Genomic DNA, 16,569 nt, shown 5'->3' with positions numbered 1-16,569 from the left:
CAGGTGTTTAAGCGGATTGGGAAAAAATAGTCGAACGGTTTTAGGGACCAAAGAGTTGTGCTTTGGTCCTTTTTGCTATAAAATAGGCCATATTACTTTTGGCCCGATCTTACTTTTTGCCGGGGGATTAACATTGCCCAAACAGGCAACTTGAAAAAAAAGTAAGATTGGCATCGAGTAATATCCTTGTTTCATGAATTTTAAAAAGGGAGAGTGAGTTATGGATTTTCGGAGATTGCGGCTAAACGCTCTGATTATTGTCCTGGCAGTCACGATGATATTGCCGTTCTTTACTCAGAATGCGGAAGCAGCAAACAGGAATCCTTCACTGGAGGAGATTTCAGCCAAATTTGACCGTATTGCCAAAGAAAAGAATGTTCCCGCCGCGATATTAAAAGCTGTTGCTTATGAAGAGTCGGAGTGGAGACAATGGAACAGCAGCGGATATGTTGTGTCAGCGGGACCCAATCTGGGGATCATGCAGGTAAACAGTTCCGGATTAAACTCAGCCACAATTAACAAACTGAAAAACGACATTGATTATAATATTGCATATGGAGCAGATCTTCTCAAATCAAAGTATGAAGCAGTTCCGCAAATCGGCGATGGAGACCCCAATAAGCTGGAGAATTGGTATTTTGCGCTTTGGGCCTATAATTGCTGGAATACCAGGAACAACCCGAACAATGCCGCCGCTGCGGGCAGGGTTGCCTATCAGGACAGAGTGATCCGGACCATTGCCTCAGACTATCTGAATGGGCTGGTCAAACCTGTGACAATCACCCCGGTTCCCGCGTCATTGATCCCGGCGGGAACAGTGCCGTCAGCCAAGGTCGCCTGGACGACTCCCCAGCCTGTACACTATGCGCAAAGCGTCAAGGTAGTGGCCATGGAGGCGATTGATGGAGTAAACAGGATTGCCGGGACGGACAGGATCGAGACTGCCGTGAAAATCGCCCAGGAGGGCTGGCCGCATGGAAGCGAAAGTGTCATTATTGCCCGTTCCGATCAGTTTCCCGATGCTTTGGCAGGAGTCGCCTTAGCCAAAGAGGAAAATGCCCCGATTCTTTTGACCGCCTCTGATGAGCTTGACGCCAGAGTGACCGCAGAGCTGAAGCGTCTCAAACCGCTCACCGTCATTATTTTGGGGGGCGAGGGGGCTCTCGGCAGCGGGGTGGAAAGTGAAATCAAAAAAGTGGTTTCCTGGACCGAAGATATCCGGAGAATTGCCGGTCAGGACCGTTATGACACTGCGGCCCTGATTGCGGAAAGCTTCCCGGAAGCAGAAAGCATCGCCATCGCAACCGGCAGTGATTTCCCGGATGCCTTAAGCCTGGCCTCCGCGGCGGCAGGACAAGGCTGTCCGCTGGTTTTGACCGCTAAGGATTCCCTGCCTGAGGCGACAAAAACCTTACTGCAAAACAAAAAACTGAAAACCGTCTATCTGGCCGGGGGTGAATCGGCAATATCCTCCGCTGTGCTGGAAGAAATACAGCAGAACGCGGATTTGAATGACGATCAGATCATCCGGTTTGCCGGAGCGAACCGCTATGAGACATCCAGCATGATTGCCGCCAGTTTTTATCCGTTAGCATCGAAAATTTACATCGCGACCGGACAGAATTTCCCGGATGCTTTGGCCGGGGCGGCTTTAGCCGCCAACCAGAATTCACCGTTGCTGCTGCTGACGGAAGGAAAAGAGCCGGCAAAAACCGTGAGCTTTTTAAAAACCCTGCCCATTAGTACAACCTTTGAGGTATTTGGCGGATTTGAGATTGTCACGAATGAGACGCTCCTGAGCGCCAAAAAATATCTCGGGATAATGAGTATTTAACCGTTTTCTATGAAAAGTTTCTCTGCAATACGGCCAAGGCCCTGTTTCCCAAGCATTGTTTTGGGAAACAGGGCTTGGTGCTTTCCGGGGGCAATCCGGCCGGCGGCGGGAAGGAACGGCCGACAGCGGGAGTGAACCTTGAATTGTAAAAAGTAAAAAAATGTAGTAAACTGGTTTATATTATGCATAAATCTTGTCCTGGAAGGGTCGGAAAAAAAGTGTCCCATCCTAAACGAACAGTATTTTTGATGTTTTTTGATGCGATTCTGATCAACCTGGCGCTTTTCGGCAGCTTTTACCTGCGCTTAGCGATTGAGGAAAACAGTTCCGTTTCAACGGATTATTACTCTACATATATTGATGCTGCCGTATTTGCGACAATTGCGATTTTGGCGGCGTTTCACTTTTTTGGTCTTTACAAAACAATCTGGCGTTACGCCAGTGTCGGGGAACTGCTTTCCATAACCTATGCCGTCACGGTCGGGGTAGGCATCACTTTTGTGATCGTATTTTTTCAAGCCCCGCAGCGGATGCCTTATACCGTGTCTTTGTTGTTTTGGCTGACGACGATTTTTTTAGTCGGAGGGGCCAGATTTACCCAGCGCCTGCGCCAGGAGAACAGCAAACATTCCTCAGGCCCTGAGCAGCCGAAGCGGATTCTGATCATCGGAGCGGGAGACGCCGGTGTGCTGGCGCTCCGAGAGCTGAAGAACAGAGAATTTCAGGAGGGTTACCCGATCGGCTTCATTGACGACAGCCGGCGTAAAATCAGCCTTCAGCTTCAGGGTTTCCCTGTTTTAGGCTCCCGCGAAGAGATTCCTGAGGTGGTTCGCAAGTACAAGGTCGATGAAATTATTATCGCCATCCCCTCCGCTTCAGGGGAAACAATCAGAGAACTGGTGGAAATCTGCAAGGGAACGAAAGCAACGCTCAAAATTTTGCCGGGAGTTTATGATATTATCGGCGGCAAACTGAATGTCAGCGCCATCCGTAATGTTCAGGTTGAAGACCTGCTTGGCAGGGACCCTGTTTCTGTTGATCTGGAAGAAGTAGCGGGCTATCTTAAGGGCCAGGTTATTCTGGTCACAGGAGCGGGCGGTTCCATCGGTTCAGAGCTTTGCCGGCAGATCCTGCGGTTCGGTCCGGAAAAATTGATCCTGGCCGGGCGCGGTGAGAACTCAATTTTTGAAATCGAACAGGAATTGAAAAAATATCCTGTCAGTGCGGAGATTCTGGACATCAAGGATGCGGAAAAGGTCAGGAGAATATTTCAGAAGTACAAGCCTGCCGTCGTATTTCATGCCGCGGCTCATAAGCATGTGCCCCTGATGGAGAATAATCCGGAAGAGGCTTTGAGAAACAATATTTACGGAACCCATAATCTAGCGCAAGCGGCGGCTGAGACCGGAGTAAAAACCTTCGTTTTGATTTCCACGGATAAAGCCGTTAATCCGACCAGTATCATGGGAGCTTCCAAAAGAATAGCTGAAATGGTCATTCAGGATTATGACAAAAGATCAGAGACCAAGTTTGTCGCCGTGCGTTTCGGCAATGTACTGGGAAGCAGGGGAAGCGTCATTCCCACTTTCAAGAAACAGATTCTCGCCGGGGGTCCGGTTACGGTCACCGACGAACGGATGACCCGTTACTTCATGACCATTCCGGAAGCCGGTCAGCTGGTCATTCAGGCAGGGGCCATGGCTTCAGGAGGAGAGATCTTTATTTTGGATATGGGCAAGCCTGTGAAAATTATCGACCTGGCCAGGGACCTCATAAAATTGTCCGGGCTGGAAGTAGATAAAGATATCAAAATTGTGACAACAGGAACAAGGCCGGGCGAAAAGCTTTTTGAAGAGCTGCTGACCGATGAGGAAGGGACGACGGCGACCAAAAACAAAAGGATTTTTGTGGCCAGGCCCAATAATATTTCCAGCGGCCAAATCAATGAGGTGGTCACAGAAATCAGCGAACGCGGAAACCTTCTGCAAAAAGAGGAAACAGAAGCCCTGATCAGAAATTTAGTCCCGGATTTCCGTAAGAATGAGCTTGAAAAATAGGATGAACGCAAGGCAGAAGAAAAAAAGCGAAGAATAAGGGGAGGCACTTCTATGTTGGAAGTCAAAAAGGTTATCACAGAACAAGACACCATAGCGAAGGAACTGAAAAAAAAGATAGAAGAACATACGGCCAAAATAGGAGTAATCGGTTTGGGCTATGTGGGGTTACCCCTTGCTGTCGAAAAAGGCAAAGTCGGTTTTCAGGTGCTGGGCTTTGAGATTGACGAGCAAAAGGTAAAAAATGTGAACGGCGGTCACAACTATATCGGCGATGTCAAAGACGAAGAGCTGAAAATGCTTGCGGAAAAAGGTTTGCTTTCCGCCACTACGGATTACGCGAGACTGGCTGAATGTGATGTCGTGATTATTTGTGTCCCGACACCTTTAACCATTACCCGTGATCCGGATATTTCCTATATGAAAAGCTCGGCCACTCAGATCGCAAAATACCTGCGGCCCGGGCAGATTGTCACTTTGGAAAGCACCACTTACCCGGGTACTACGGAAGAAGTGATTCAGCCTATATTAGAAGAAACAGGATTAAAAGTCGGCCGGGATTTCTTTCTGGCGTTCTCCCCGGAACGGGTTGATCCGGGCAATAAACGGTTCACGACCAAGAATACCTCAAAGGTTGTGGGCGGTGTGACACCGTACTGTCTGGAAATCGCCTGCGCCCTTTATGCCCAGACCATCGTGAATGTCGTGCCGGTGAGCTCGGCGGCGGCCGCGGAAATGACCAAGGTTTTTGAAAATACTTACCGGGCGATCAATATTGCCCTGGTCAATGAGATGATGCTGCTTTGCGATAAAATCGGCCTGGATGTTTGGGAGATTGTTGAGGCGGCCGGAACCAAGCCTTTCGGCATTCAAACCTTCTATCCCGGTCCCGGAGTCGGCGGGCATTGTATTCCCATTGATCCGTTTTACCTGACCTGGAAAGCGCGGGAGTACGGTTTCCATACCCGCTTTATCGAATTGGCCGGAGAGCTGAATGTCGAGGTGTCAAGGTATGTGGCGGACAAGGTGATCCAGGCCCTCAACCGGCAGAAGAAATGCCTGAACGGGGCGAAAGTCCTCCTGCTGGGTGTCGCCTACAAAAAAGATATTGAGGATGTCCGGGAATCACCGGCCCTGATTATTATGGAGCTTCTGCGTAAAGAAGGGGCTCTGATTTCCTACCATGACCCTTATATTCCTCATATTGAAGCGCATGGCGGCAGTACCGTCCGTTTAGACTCCATAGAACTGACCGATGAAGCTCTGCGGGGAGCGGATTGTATCCTGATCGCTACGGACCATACCGTGATTGATTACGACAGGGTAGCGGCACAGTCTCAATTGATCGTTGATACCCGCAATGCGACCAGGAATGTGCGGGATCACCGCGAAAAAATCGTGAAGATATGACAAGGAGTTTTAAATATGCCGGATAAAACAAATCAGAACCTGAGGTTCGGAGTGATCGGCTGCGGCCGGATCGCGCCCAAGCATACGGAGTCCATTCTGGCCATTCCCGATGCCGAGCTGGCAGCGGTCTGTGATATTGTTCCCGGGAGAGCGGAGGAGTTTGCCCGCAAATATCAGGCCCGGCCATATTTGGATTATCAGGAAATGCTCAGGAGCGAGGATATTGATATTGTCACTGTGGCGACCCCCAGTGACCTGCATGCGGAAATCGGAATCGCCGCGGCCCGGGCCGGAAAACATGTTATGGTGGAAAAACCGATGGCGATGACCCTGGAATCGGCGGACCGTCTGATCCAGGCCTGCCGGGAAGCGGGAGTGAAGCTTGGGGTGATCCATCAAAACCGCTTTAACCAGTCCGTCAAAACCTTGCGGGCGGCCCTGGAAGACGGGCGCTTCGGGATGCTGACCCATGCTCAGGCTACCGTTCGCTGGAACCGCAATGATGAGTATTATCAACAGGCTCCCTGGCGCGGGACCAGACTGCAGGACGGCGGCGTTCTGATGAACCAGTCTATCCACAACATCGATTTATTGCAGTGGATGATGGGTCCGGCGGAAGAAGTATTTGGGTTTACACGCACGGCCTTGCGTCCGATTGAAATGGAAGATGTAGCCGGAGCGGTAATCAAGTTTAACAACGGGTCGATCGGAATAATTGAGGCGGCGAGTACAATTTACCCCAAAAATCTGGAAGAGACCCTGAATATTTTTGGGGAAAGCGGTTCGGTCATTATCGGGGGGATCGCCGTAAACAGGATCGAGGCCTGGGAATTCCCCGGCAGTGAGGACGAGAAAGCCGGGATATTTGCTGCCCAGAAAACAGATCCGCCGTCAGTTTATGGTTTCGGCCACCGCGAGATTATTGAGAACATGATGGAAGCGGTCCGCGCGGACACGGTCCCGGCAGTTCCGGGGGAAGAAGGCCGAAAAGCGCTGGAGATCATTTTGGCCATTTACAAATGCCAGGAGACAGGACAGCCTGTCAAACTGCCCCTTGTTGAATAAGCCCGGAAACACCCGGCAGGCTTTCCTGTTTGGTATTTTCTCCCGCAGATTATTGGGAAAAAGGTCCGATATAACCATTATATCTTTTTAGCTTTAGCTGACTTACGCTAAAGCTAAATTTATCATTTTTCTCTCACTGCTTTTTGGTGTAAAATATAATAATCGGTAAACGATACATAAGGAAGAATCATACATCATGATGATCGTTTCATATCCGGCTGAAGAAAGAGGGTATCCTGATTGACGGAAAATATTGCCGCTTCGGCAGTCGTGGCTTCCGGCGCGGAAATAGCGGAGCATGTTCTGATTGCTCATTATTGCGTCATTGAAAAAAAGGCCAGCCTGGGCGATTCCGCCAAACTCGGAGTGGGCTGTGTGCTCGCCGGGGGTTCGCAAATCGGTCCCGGGTGTGTTCTGGGGAATTATGTCACGGTCGGCGAAGGAGCCAGACTGGAACAAGGGGTGACGGTCGGGGACCATACCGTGATCGCACCTGGAACAGTGATTGGCAGGAACAGTTTTCTGGGCTCAAATTCAACAATAGGAAGATTGCCCAAAGCCGCCGCGACCAGTACGGTAAAAAACCAGCCCGGAATGAAGCCGCTCCGGCTCGGCCCCGATTGTATCATCGGCTGTTCAACAGTCCTTTATGCGGGAACTGTGCTTGGGGAGGGGGTTTTTGTCGGGGACAGGGCCCTGATCCGGGAAAAGTGCCTGATCGGGAATAAAGTCGTGGTCGGCAGCGGCAGTGTTGTGGAAAATGACACTACGATCGGCCAATATACAAAGATTCAGACCGCTTCTTATATCACCGCCTACATGGATATTGCCGAGAGGGTATTTATTGCCCCGATGGTGACCACCACCAATGATAACTATATGGGGAGAACGGAAAAGCGTTTCCAAAGGATCAAGGGGGCCACGATTGGGAAAGGGGCCCGGATCGGGGGCGGCTCAATCCTGCTTCCGGGAATTGAGGTCGCCGAAGAAAGCTTCATTGCGGCGGGGGCCCTGGTGACAAAAGATACCGAGCGGGCCAAGATCCATATCGGATTTCCGGCGCGGCCTGTCCGGGAAGTGCCGTCGGACGAGCTTTTGGAGGAATAGGCTCGCCCCGTGAAAACGATGAATACAGCTCAGACTTAGCACAGAAATCATGATTTACGGAGAAAGGGAGTTCTGACATCATGCATATTCCGCTTCTTGATTTAAAAGCCCAGTACCTGACCATTAAAGAAGAAATCGATCAGGCGGTCATGGAGGTATTGTCCTCGGCCAAATATATTCTCGGACCGCAAATGAAAGCTTTTGAGGATGAAATCGCTGCCTTCTGCGGAGTCAAACATGCTGTCGCCGTGGCGAACGGAACAGATGCTCTGGTTTTGGCCCTCAAGGCCTGCCGGATAGGCCCGGGGGATGAGGTCATCACAACTCCTTTTACTTTTTTTGCTTCTGCCGAGGCGATAGCCAATGTGGGCGCGACCCCGGTTTTTGCTGAAATCGACCCTGTCACCTTAAATATCGATGTCGAAAGACTGGAAGAAAGAATAACCACCAGGACCAAGGCGATCATCCCTGTCCACATCTTCGGCCAGATGGCCCAAATGGATACAATCATGAATCTGGCCGAACAATACGGGCTTTCCATTATCGAGGATTGCGCTCAGGCGATCGGAGCCGAATATAAAGGTCAAAAAGCCGGAACGATAGGCGATATCGGAACGTTCAGCTTTTTCCCGACCAAAAACCTCGGCGGTTATGGGGACGGCGGCATGGTGGTAACCGGCAGCGGCAATATTGCCGATAAAATCCGGACGCTGCGCTTTCATGGCACCAAGACCAAATATTATCATGATCAGATCGGTTATAACAGCCGGCTGGATGAATTGCAGGCCGCTGTCTTAAGAGTAAAGCTGAAATATCTGGATCAGTGGAATGCCGGGCGCAGGGCCAAGGCTCAACACTATGAGGAGCTTCTGGATGGCCTTGTCCAAAAGGAGAAGCTGATCCTGCCCGGTAAAGATCCGGACTGTCTGCCTGTTTATCATCTTTTTGTGATCAGAACAGACCGGCGGGAAGAGCTGATGAAGGCCCTGAATGAAAACGGTGTCAGCAGTGCGGTGTACTATCCCGTACCATTGCACCTGCAGAAAGCATTTGCTTACCTCGGCTACAGCCGGGGGGACCTCCCTGTTACGGAGAAAGCCTGTTCCCAGGCCCTGGCGCTCCCTTGTTACCCTGAGCTGACCGGGGAAGAGCAGGAAAGAATAGCCGCGGTGGTGAAAGAGGCCCTCCGCTGAGGCAGTAAGCGATCCTCAAAGTGATTAAGCACAGTCTGGAGGAATCTATGTTCTGGAGTACGGGAATAACAAAAGAAAATGATTTGCGGATGGCGTTATTTGTCCTGGTTATTTTATCGGCCATGCTTTTGCCGTCCATATCCCTTCATCCGGCCTTGCCGAATATCCGTTTGGAGGAAATGTTTTTATTCGCTGCTTTCGCCCTCAACCTTTTGGCTGTCGCCGGGAGGAGATTAAAAACAGGAAATCAGGGAGCACAGGAGACCTTCAGCCTGAGAAGACCCGGGCGGGCCGTAAATGTCGTCTTTGTTCTGCTGGTGGCTTCCTATACGGTATCCAACTTATACGGTGTCTTTTTCAAAGACGGAACATATGCCCTGCGTGACGTGATGGAATTAATCACGTATTTCAAATATTTCCTGATTATCACCCTGGCCATATCGCTTGAGATCAAAAACGAGGAATCGGCCTATATCAACAGGGCTGTTGTCTTCGGGGTGCTGATTCTGACCGTTTTTGCCTGGGGACAGCATTTCAACCTTTTGCAGATAAACACCTGGCTTTCGCCTTATTTCAACCAGGCCCACTGGGATACCCTGATCTATGGGAATCCGGCCCGGGCTTTGGGCTCCTTTGACAACCCCAATGTTTTTGGGACCTTTACGGTGATTATTTTGTCCTTTCTTGTGGTCAGGTATTATTTTGCCGACCATAACGGCAAGTTCCCCGTTCTGCTTTTTGCGCTCATTGGTGTTGTGATCAGGCTGGAATACCTGACGATCTCCAGGACGGCGCTGTTCGGGATTGCCGTGGTATTTTCTCTGGCCAGCGGCTGGGCTCTTTTTCATCATCACTATGACCGGAAAACCGTGCTCAAAGTGCTTGCCTTGCTCCTGCTGACCCTTGTCCTGATCATTTCTACTTCCGATGCCTTTTTAAACCGGGTTTATGAAGGGATGGATTTTTCCAACAGTACATCCTTCCAGGGCCATGTGGCACGCTGGGAGACAGCCGCCCATACGATTTGGGCGTCCCCGGTGCTGGGCTGGGGCACGGAAAAAACGACGATGACCACTCTGGTCGATAATGAATATGCCCTTTATACCAGACGTTATGGTTTTGTGGGGCTGGCCTGTTATCTGTGGTTCTTCCTGCAGCCCCTGCTGATTTCCCTGCAAAGGCTGCGGCAGAATTCCCGGAGCGCCCAATTGTTCAGAAATAGCGGCAAACAAAAGTCTCCCGTTCTCTTTGACCGGAAAACCTTATGGGCCGCTTCTTATGTCGTCCTTTTACCGGCGGTTTTGATTTATAATTTCATGGCCGGGATTTTCTACAACCTGCAGCTCATGACGATTCTGGCGGCGGTTATGGGGCTTGCTTATCACGGGGCGAGGGAAGAACAGTGAAGGTTTGTATTTTGACATCCGCGCATCCTCCTTATGATGCGCGTATTTTTCATAAAGAGGCCCGCTCCCTGCACAGGGCTGGTTATGATGTGACCCTGATCGCTCCCGGGGCGCCGGGCAGGGAAGACCCGGCCAGACCGGGTACTGAGCTGACGGAAGGGATCAGAGTCCGTTATGTCCCTCCCTTTCAAAGCAGGGCGGAAAGATTTTTCAACCTGAAAAAGATCTACCGCGCCGCCCTGGAGGAGCAGGCGGATATTTACCATTTCCATGATCCCGATTTAATCAAAACCGGACTTAAGCTGCAAAGAAATCTCCGAAAGCCTGTGATCTATGATGTCCATGAGTATTTCGCCGACAGCCTGCGTACCCGGTATTGGATACCCAAACCGCTGAGACCGCTGGCAGCGGGGCTTTTTGACAGGATGGAGAAGAGAGCGGCCCGCAAATTCGCCGGAATCATCACTGTCAACAGCCACATGGACAGGCTGTTTAAAACGTATAATCCCGAAGGGGAGATCCTCTATAATTATCCGCTGAAGGAGCAGTTTGCTTTTCCCCGTCCCGCCGGTCAGCCGGAAGGAGGCTTGCCCCGTATTTTTTATTTGGGCGGCATCAACAGGGAACGGGGACTTGAAGTCATTTTAGAAGCAATGGTCCTGGTCAGAGAGAAATTCCCGCGGGCTGTTTGCGAAATGGTTGGGCCGGTAGACACAGGGGGACTGGCTCCCGGCTACCTGCCCCTGGACCCCTGGCTGGAGAGGGGCGGCATAACACTGCGGGGCAAGGTTTTGTACAATGAGGTGCCCGCGATTTTACAAGCCGGCGGGATTGCTTTGGTGCCTTTGCTCCCGACCTTGAATTACCAAAAGGCTATTCCGGTCAAGCTGATTGAGTATATGGCTTCCGGCTTGGCCGTTGTCGGCTCCCGTTTCGGATACATCGAAAATATTCTCCGGGAAAATTCCTGCGGCCGTCTTGCGGATCCCGGAGATCCGGTATCCTTGGCCGCGGAAATTTGTTTTTTGCTCAGCCATCCGCAAGAAACCCTGACCTGCGCCCAAAACGGCTGGGAGGCCTTTCGGAGGAAATATTGCTGGGAAAACGAAGAAAAGAAGCTGTTGGCGTTGTATAGCAGGATACTTGGGAAGAATACGAAGGTAAAGTAGGATGAATATGCGGGTTTTGGTGATTTCTCATATGTATCCGACAATTGCAAGCCCTCTGGGGGGAATCTTTGTCCAGAAACAGGCGGAAGCGCTTGCGGCCCGGGGGACAGAGGTGACTGTTGTTCATCCTACCCCTTATGTGCCTGCGGTTTTCCGGTTTTTTCCGCGTTGGGGCCATTACGCCCGGATTCCCCGCCGCGAAACCGTCAACGGGATAGAAGTCCGCCATCCAAGGGTGCTGGAATTTCCCCGGGGGTACTTTTTCGACTGGTATCCCAAAACCTATATCCGGGGAATGAAAAGAACTCTGGCCGGGCTGATCAAAACGAAAAAACCGGATATCATTCACGCCCATGTGGCCCATCCTGACGGGGCGGCGGCAGTCTATTTCGGAAAGAAGTACGGCATCCCTGTCGTTGTGACCATCCATGGCCAGGATTTTGCCCATACCTTATACAGGAGCCCCCGCTGTGAGCGCAGCCTCAAGACCACTCTCGCTTTAGCGGACCGGGTGGTTCTGGTCAGTGACAAGCTCCGCCACAACTACGGCCTGGATGATTGGGCCGACGACCTGACCAAATACCGGGTGATCTATAATGGGGTCAATCTGGAAGAGCTGGCTGAGGATACCCGGGCAGAGCGGGACAAGGCGGAAAAAGGCGGAGCGGGGGAGGGAGAAAAGGCCCCCGTCCTGGTCACAGTCGGCTTTTTGCGCAAGTTCAAAGGGCACGCCTATGTTCTGGAAGCGCTGCCCGTCCTGCTGCCCAAATACCCCGGCCTGCTTTATCATATCGTCGGAGACGGTGCGGAGAGACAGGTTCTGGAGAAACAGGCCCGGGAGCTGGGTCTGGAAAAGAATGTTCTGTTTTTGGGGAGCCTGTCTCACGCGGAAGCCATGAAAGAAATTGCCCGGAGCGATCTTTTTCTCATGCCCAGCTGGAATGAGGCCTTTGGCGTGGTCTATCTGGAGGCTCTGGCCCACGGCAAGCCTGTTATCGGCACGAAAGGGGAAGGCATAGCCCCCATCATTGAACGAGAACAGGTCGGAATCACAGTACCGGCGCGCAATGCGAAGGCCCTGGCTGAAGCGCTTGATTTGCTGCTCAGTCATCCGGAAAGCTCCCGGCAAATGGGGGAACGGGGCCGCGCCCTGGTCCGGAGGGAGTTTACCTGGGAACAAAATGCCCTTCAGACCTGCGGGCTGTACCAGGAGATTCTGAATTCCGATCAACGTGATTTTGCCTGAGGCAAAGGAAAGGATGCATGGCATGGACACCCGCCTGATCGCCAAAAACGCGGCCGCCCTGGGGATATCCGGTCTGGCCGCCAAAGCAATTGCCGCCATTGTCGGGATCTGGGTTACCCGCTATTTGGGGCCGGGTCCTTTTGGAGATTATTCCATTGCCTATGCCTATGTGACCACATTTATTCTGGCCGCGGAGATGGGGATCAGTCAGCTGATGGTTCAGGAGGGTTCCCGGGACCCGGCGGTTCTGCCTCAGTATTTTGGCAATGCCCTCCTGTTTAAGGCGTTTATCGCCGTCATCGTTTATCTGCTGATGCTGGGCTTTATCCCGGCGGGCTATTCCGGCAATACCAAGTGGATGATCGTGATTTTGGGGATGGCGGTGGGCTTTAACGCCCTTAATCAGACCGTTTATAACTATTATCAGGCTACTCAGGAAATGTACCTGGCGGCCTTTTATCAGTTTTTCAATACCCTGCTGATCGGGGTTTTGACCATGGGGGTCATCTTCCTGAACAGGGGTGTAGTGGCAATCACGGTTACCCACCTTCTGAGCTATATTGTGATCAGCGTTTTGCTCTGGCTGGCGCTCAGGGGTAAAATAAAGCCGAGGGTCGTAATGGACGAGATGAAAAGGATGGTCGTCAGCGGTCTTCCCTTTGGCATTCACCGCTTGTTTTATCTTTTCTATTTTCAGTTAAGCATTTTGGTGCTTTCCCTGATTTGCACCAATGTGGAGGTAGGGGTTTTTTCCGCCGCCTATAAGCTTGTTCTGATGCTGGTTTTCCTGCCCGGCCTTCTGACCAGTGCCATTTACCCGGTGCTTTTCCAGCTCGGGGTTTCCGATCAGGACAGACACCGCCAGGCTGAGGAAAAAGTGTTTAAGCTGCTGGCCGCCGTAGGTATCCCCTGCAGCACCCTGATCTGTGTCCTGGCCGCTCCCTTGACGGGCTGGCTTTACAAGGGCGCTTTTGATCAGGCCATTCCCATCTTGATGATTTTGAGCTGGTTTTTGGCTTTTGAATGTATGAGCTTTACCCTGGGGGATGTCCTGACCACCACGAACCGCCAGTGGCAGAGGGCCCTTGTTCAGGGAACGGCTCTGATCGGCCTCTACCTGCTGACCAGGCTGTTTTACTCCTATTGGGGGATTTATGGGGCCGCTTACGCGATCATGGTCATTGAAGTGTATATTTTTATAGGGTATTATATCCTTGTACGGTTCGGTGTGTACAACATACATATTTTCAGACAGCTGCCCCTGATTATCGCTTCTTCAACAGCGATGGGGTTTTTGGCCTACCTGCTTCGCGGCTGTCATCCGCTGCTGGTTTGCAGCCTGGCCGGAATAACTTATGTGATCTTGATGGGTGTTTTTGACCGGGATTTTCGCAGTGTTGGAACTGATTTGGGCCGGCGCGGCCTGAGATTCGTCAAGAGATAGCTCAGATTGGAGGGAATATACAGGTGCAGTGGGTTTTACTGATTTTCACCTTGATGATGCTGGGCTGGCTGGGCTGGAAGAGGCCTGTTTGGCTCGTGGCCCTGCTCGGGGTTTCCATTGCTTTGGAGATCAGCAGCGTCTTTTACCCTGATCTGGGGATTCTGGGGACTTGGCTGGGGGGGATATCGGGGGTTTCCCTGACCAGGTTTACCAGTATCGCCATTATTCTCACGGCCCTGGCCCGGATTATTGGTCGGGAAGGGACTTGGAGCAGGGCGTTGAAGATCGTCCGCAGTCCGGTCAGTATCGCTTTTTTGGTTTATCTGGGCCTGGGCATACTCAGCCTGATCTATTCCCATGACCGGATGGAGACCCTGGGCGAAGTGGTCAGGCTGCTGCTTCTTTATTTTCTTTTTGTGGGGACCGCGGTCATCATGGATGACCGGAATATCCTGCTGCCTCTGAGAGCGGTGTATATTACCGCGCTTGTACTGGCCCCGCTGGCTTTCTATGAGGGGCTGACAGGCAGGCTGGTCTGGCAGGGGGAGCATCTTCTGGTCGAGCCTGTTCTCAGGGTCAACGCCACCTTTGTCGATCCCAATATTTTCGCCAGGTTTCTGATTCTGGCTATCGTGGCCAATCTGGTGCTGCAGACCTTTGAAAAAGAAAGGGAGAAAAAGCTTCTCTATTCCCTTTCCTTGCCTGTTCTTCTGGGGGAGCTGGCTTTGACCTCATCGCGCGGGGGCATGCTGACCCTGATCGTCATTTTGGCGGTGGCCCTGGTCCTGCTGCCCAACAGGAAAGCGATTTTAGGACTGGGTGCGTTGGGGGTCTTTGGCAGTATCCTTTTTTGGGCGGTCAAACCGGAGGTACTATCAAGAATATTGGCTCTGACCCAAAATCTCAACGATACCAGCCCTCAGAGATTATATCTCTGGAAGGTCGGGATCGCGATATTTCAGGATCATCCGCTGATCGGGACGGGCCTGGGCACCTTTCAGTCCGTTTTTTTGCAGGAGTATGCCCATTATCAGACCGTAGCGGGAGCCACCGTCTCCCATACCACGATTCTGACCATTGCTTCAGAGCTTGGGATTGCCGGCCTGCTTGTCCTGGCGGGGGTTTTTGCCGCCTTGATTTTTACGGTATATAAAAGCTATGCCCAGCATGGAGGCTATATTGATGTCTTTCAAGCGGTGCCCAACCAATATCTGGTTGCGGCAGGCTGCTTTCTCTGGATCCTGACGGTGTTCCTCAGTTCCCAGGCGGAGGGCAGGTTCTTTGAGGACCCTGTCTTATGGCTGGCGGCGGCTATCATCGTGGTGATCGGCAACCGCCGGAGTTTTATTTAGATCATGGTTAGGGGATAGTTATGCGCATACTTCTGTTAACTCAATATTTTCCGCCGGAAAAAGGGGCCGCTCAGGTCAGGCTGTACGAACTGGCCCAGGGCCTCCGGACCAATGGGCATGAAGTGACTGTGGTTACGGCATTTCCCAACCATCCGACAGGCGTGATTCCTCCTGAATATCATAAGAAGCTGTTCGCCAAAGAAGAGATGAACGGCCTGAAAATCCTGCGGACCTGGATTTATCCTGTCAAAAGGGGCAGATTCTGGCTGCGCCTCTTAAATTATTTTTCCTTTGTGTTTTCTTCCCTGATGGGGATCATGCGTTCCGGAAAACAGGACTTGATTATTGTGGAGTCGCCCCCTTTATTCATCGGATTTGCCGCTGTTTTTGCCTCCATGGTGAAAAAAGCTTCCTATATCTTTAATATCTCCGATTTATGGCCGGAATCCGCGGTTGAGCTGGGGCTGGTCAGGAATAAGCATCTGATTTCCTTTGCCGAGATGCTGGAGATGTTTTTTTACCACATGGCCGGAAGATTATCCGCCCAGACCCAGGGCATTATCCGGAGCCTGGTCAAAAAAGGGATTCCCGGGGAGGAGATCCTCTTTCTCCCCAATGGAGTGGATACCGAGAGGTTCAAGCCCCGGGAAAGGGACCGGGAGCTGGAACAGGAGCTGGGGCTGGAAGGGAAGTTTGTCATTCTCTACGCCGGGACAATGGGCTATGCGCATGGGCTGGAGACCGCTCTGGACGCGGCCAATTTCTTGAGAACCGAACAGGATATCCAGTTTTTGCTGGTGGGGGACGGCTCTGAACGTCCGTTTCTGGAGCAGTACGCCGCCGAACGTCATTTGCAGAATGTGCGCTTTATTGATTTCCAATCCCTGGAGGAGATCCCGCGCTATTACTCCTTAAGCGATATCAATCTTTCCACCCTCAGGCGCTATAAGCTCTCTGAGGGGGTCAGGCCATCCAAGCTCTTTCCGGCTTTGGCCAGCGGAAAGCCGCTGATCTATGTCGGGGAGGGCGAAGGGGCGGGGATCGTCCGGGAAAGCGGCGGCGGAGTCATACTGGAGCCGGAGGCGGGCCTGCTGCTGGCCAACACCATCCTGGATCTGAAGTCCAAGCCTGAGCTGTGCCGGCAAATGGCGGAAAAAGGGCGGGCCTACGCGGTGGAAAACTACTCCTGGAAAACCATCATTGAAAAATGGCAGGAGCAGTTTGATGAGGTGATCCGGGGAGCGAGGAAAAAGAAATAAGCACGCAATGAAGAGAAAAGGAAGCGATCA

General features: G+C 51.8%; 12 protein-coding genes. All 12 read left to right on the top strand.

The window, feature by feature from the left end; all coding sequences use genetic code 11:
• The first annotated feature begins 220 nt into the window (after window positions 1-220).
• Complete coding sequence (locus tag SGLY_RS15105) at window positions 221-1,834, top strand: cell wall-binding repeat-containing protein (RefSeq protein ID WP_013626053.1); 1,614 nt, start codon at window positions 221-223, stop codon at window positions 1,832-1,834.
• Between the two features lie 248 nt (window positions 1,835-2,082).
• Window positions 2,083-3,891, top strand: a complete 1,809-nt coding sequence (locus SGLY_RS15095; RefSeq protein ID WP_041444846.1) for a polysaccharide biosynthesis protein — start codon at window positions 2,083-2,085, stop codon at window positions 3,889-3,891.
• 51 nt (window positions 3,892-3,942) lie between these two features.
• Complete coding sequence (locus SGLY_RS15090; RefSeq protein WP_013626051.1) at window positions 3,943-5,298, top strand: nucleotide sugar dehydrogenase; 1,356 nt, start codon at window positions 3,943-3,945, stop codon at window positions 5,296-5,298.
• A gap of 15 nt (window positions 5,299-5,313) precedes the next feature.
• On the top strand, window positions 5,314-6,363 hold the full coding sequence (locus SGLY_RS15085; RefSeq protein ID WP_013626050.1) for a Gfo/Idh/MocA family protein: 1,050 nt from the start codon (window positions 5,314-5,316) through the stop codon (window positions 6,361-6,363).
• A 240-nt stretch (window positions 6,364-6,603) separates the two neighbouring features.
• Window positions 6,604-7,470 carry an N-acetyltransferase gene (locus SGLY_RS15080; RefSeq protein ID WP_013626049.1) on the top strand — a complete coding sequence of 289 codons (867 nt, stop codon included), beginning with the start codon at window positions 6,604-6,606 and terminating at the stop codon, window positions 7,468-7,470.
• Between the two features lie 80 nt (window positions 7,471-7,550).
• Complete coding sequence (locus tag SGLY_RS15075) at window positions 7,551-8,663, top strand: DegT/DnrJ/EryC1/StrS family aminotransferase (RefSeq protein ID WP_013626048.1); 1,113 nt, start codon at window positions 7,551-7,553, stop codon at window positions 8,661-8,663.
• A gap of 47 nt (window positions 8,664-8,710) precedes the next feature.
• Window positions 8,711-10,069 (top strand): O-antigen ligase family protein, encoded by a 1,359-nt coding sequence (locus SGLY_RS15070; protein ID WP_013626047.1) that lies wholly within the window; start codon window positions 8,711-8,713, stop codon window positions 10,067-10,069.
• Window positions 10,066-11,238, top strand: coding sequence for a glycosyltransferase family 4 protein (locus tag SGLY_RS15065; protein WP_013626046.1), 1,173 nt, complete (start codon window positions 10,066-10,068; stop codon window positions 11,236-11,238). The genes SGLY_RS15070 and SGLY_RS15065 overlap by 4 nt, the downstream gene beginning before the upstream one ends.
• Before the next feature lies 1 nt (window position 11,239).
• Complete coding sequence (locus SGLY_RS15060) at window positions 11,240-12,484, top strand: glycosyltransferase (RefSeq protein ID WP_242822958.1); 1,245 nt, start codon at window positions 11,240-11,242, stop codon at window positions 12,482-12,484.
• Between the two features lie 22 nt (window positions 12,485-12,506).
• Window positions 12,507-13,928 carry a flippase gene (locus tag SGLY_RS15055; protein ID WP_013626044.1) on the top strand — a complete coding sequence of 474 codons (1,422 nt, stop codon included), beginning with the start codon at window positions 12,507-12,509 and terminating at the stop codon, window positions 13,926-13,928.
• Between the two features lie 23 nt (window positions 13,929-13,951).
• Window positions 13,952-15,280, top strand: coding sequence for an O-antigen ligase family protein (locus SGLY_RS15050; RefSeq protein WP_013626043.1), 1,329 nt, complete (start codon window positions 13,952-13,954; stop codon window positions 15,278-15,280).
• 20 nt (window positions 15,281-15,300) lie between these two features.
• Entirely contained in the window at window positions 15,301-16,539 is a 1,239-nt protein-coding gene (locus tag SGLY_RS15045; protein ID WP_013626042.1) for a glycosyltransferase family 4 protein, read from the top strand.
• Window positions 16,540-16,569: the final 30 nt, after the last annotated feature.

This window comes from Syntrophobotulus glycolicus DSM 8271 (assembly GCF_000190635.1).
GTDB lineage: Bacteria > Bacillota > Desulfitobacteriia > Desulfitobacteriales > Syntrophobotulaceae > Syntrophobotulus > Syntrophobotulus glycolicus.
This window is presented reverse-complemented; position numbering and strand designations above follow the sequence as displayed.

Bases quoted from the DNA above. Each gene is read 5' to 3' on its own strand.
- SGLY_RS15070 (WP_013626047.1), top strand. From the start codon at position 8,711: ATGTTCTGGAGTACGGGAATAACAAAAGAAAATGATTTGCGGATGGCG.
- SGLY_RS15045 (WP_013626042.1), top strand. From the start codon at position 15,301: ATGCGCATACTTCTGTTAACTCAATATTTTCCGCCGGAAAAAGGGGCC.
- SGLY_RS15085 (WP_013626050.1), top strand. From the start codon at position 5,314: ATGCCGGATAAAACAAATCAGAACCTGAGGTTCGGAGTGATCGGCTGC.
- SGLY_RS15075 (WP_013626048.1), top strand. From the start codon at position 7,551: ATGCATATTCCGCTTCTTGATTTAAAAGCCCAGTACCTGACCATTAAA.
- SGLY_RS15060 (WP_242822958.1), top strand. From the start codon at position 11,240: ATGAATATGCGGGTTTTGGTGATTTCTCATATGTATCCGACAATTGCA.
- SGLY_RS15055 (WP_013626044.1), top strand. From the start codon at position 12,507: ATGGACACCCGCCTGATCGCCAAAAACGCGGCCGCCCTGGGGATATCC.
- SGLY_RS15095 (WP_041444846.1), top strand. From the start codon at position 2,083: ATGTTTTTTGATGCGATTCTGATCAACCTGGCGCTTTTCGGCAGCTTT.
- SGLY_RS15090 (WP_013626051.1), top strand. From the start codon at position 3,943: ATGTTGGAAGTCAAAAAGGTTATCACAGAACAAGACACCATAGCGAAG.
- SGLY_RS15105 (WP_013626053.1), top strand. From the start codon at position 221: ATGGATTTTCGGAGATTGCGGCTAAACGCTCTGATTATTGTCCTGGCA.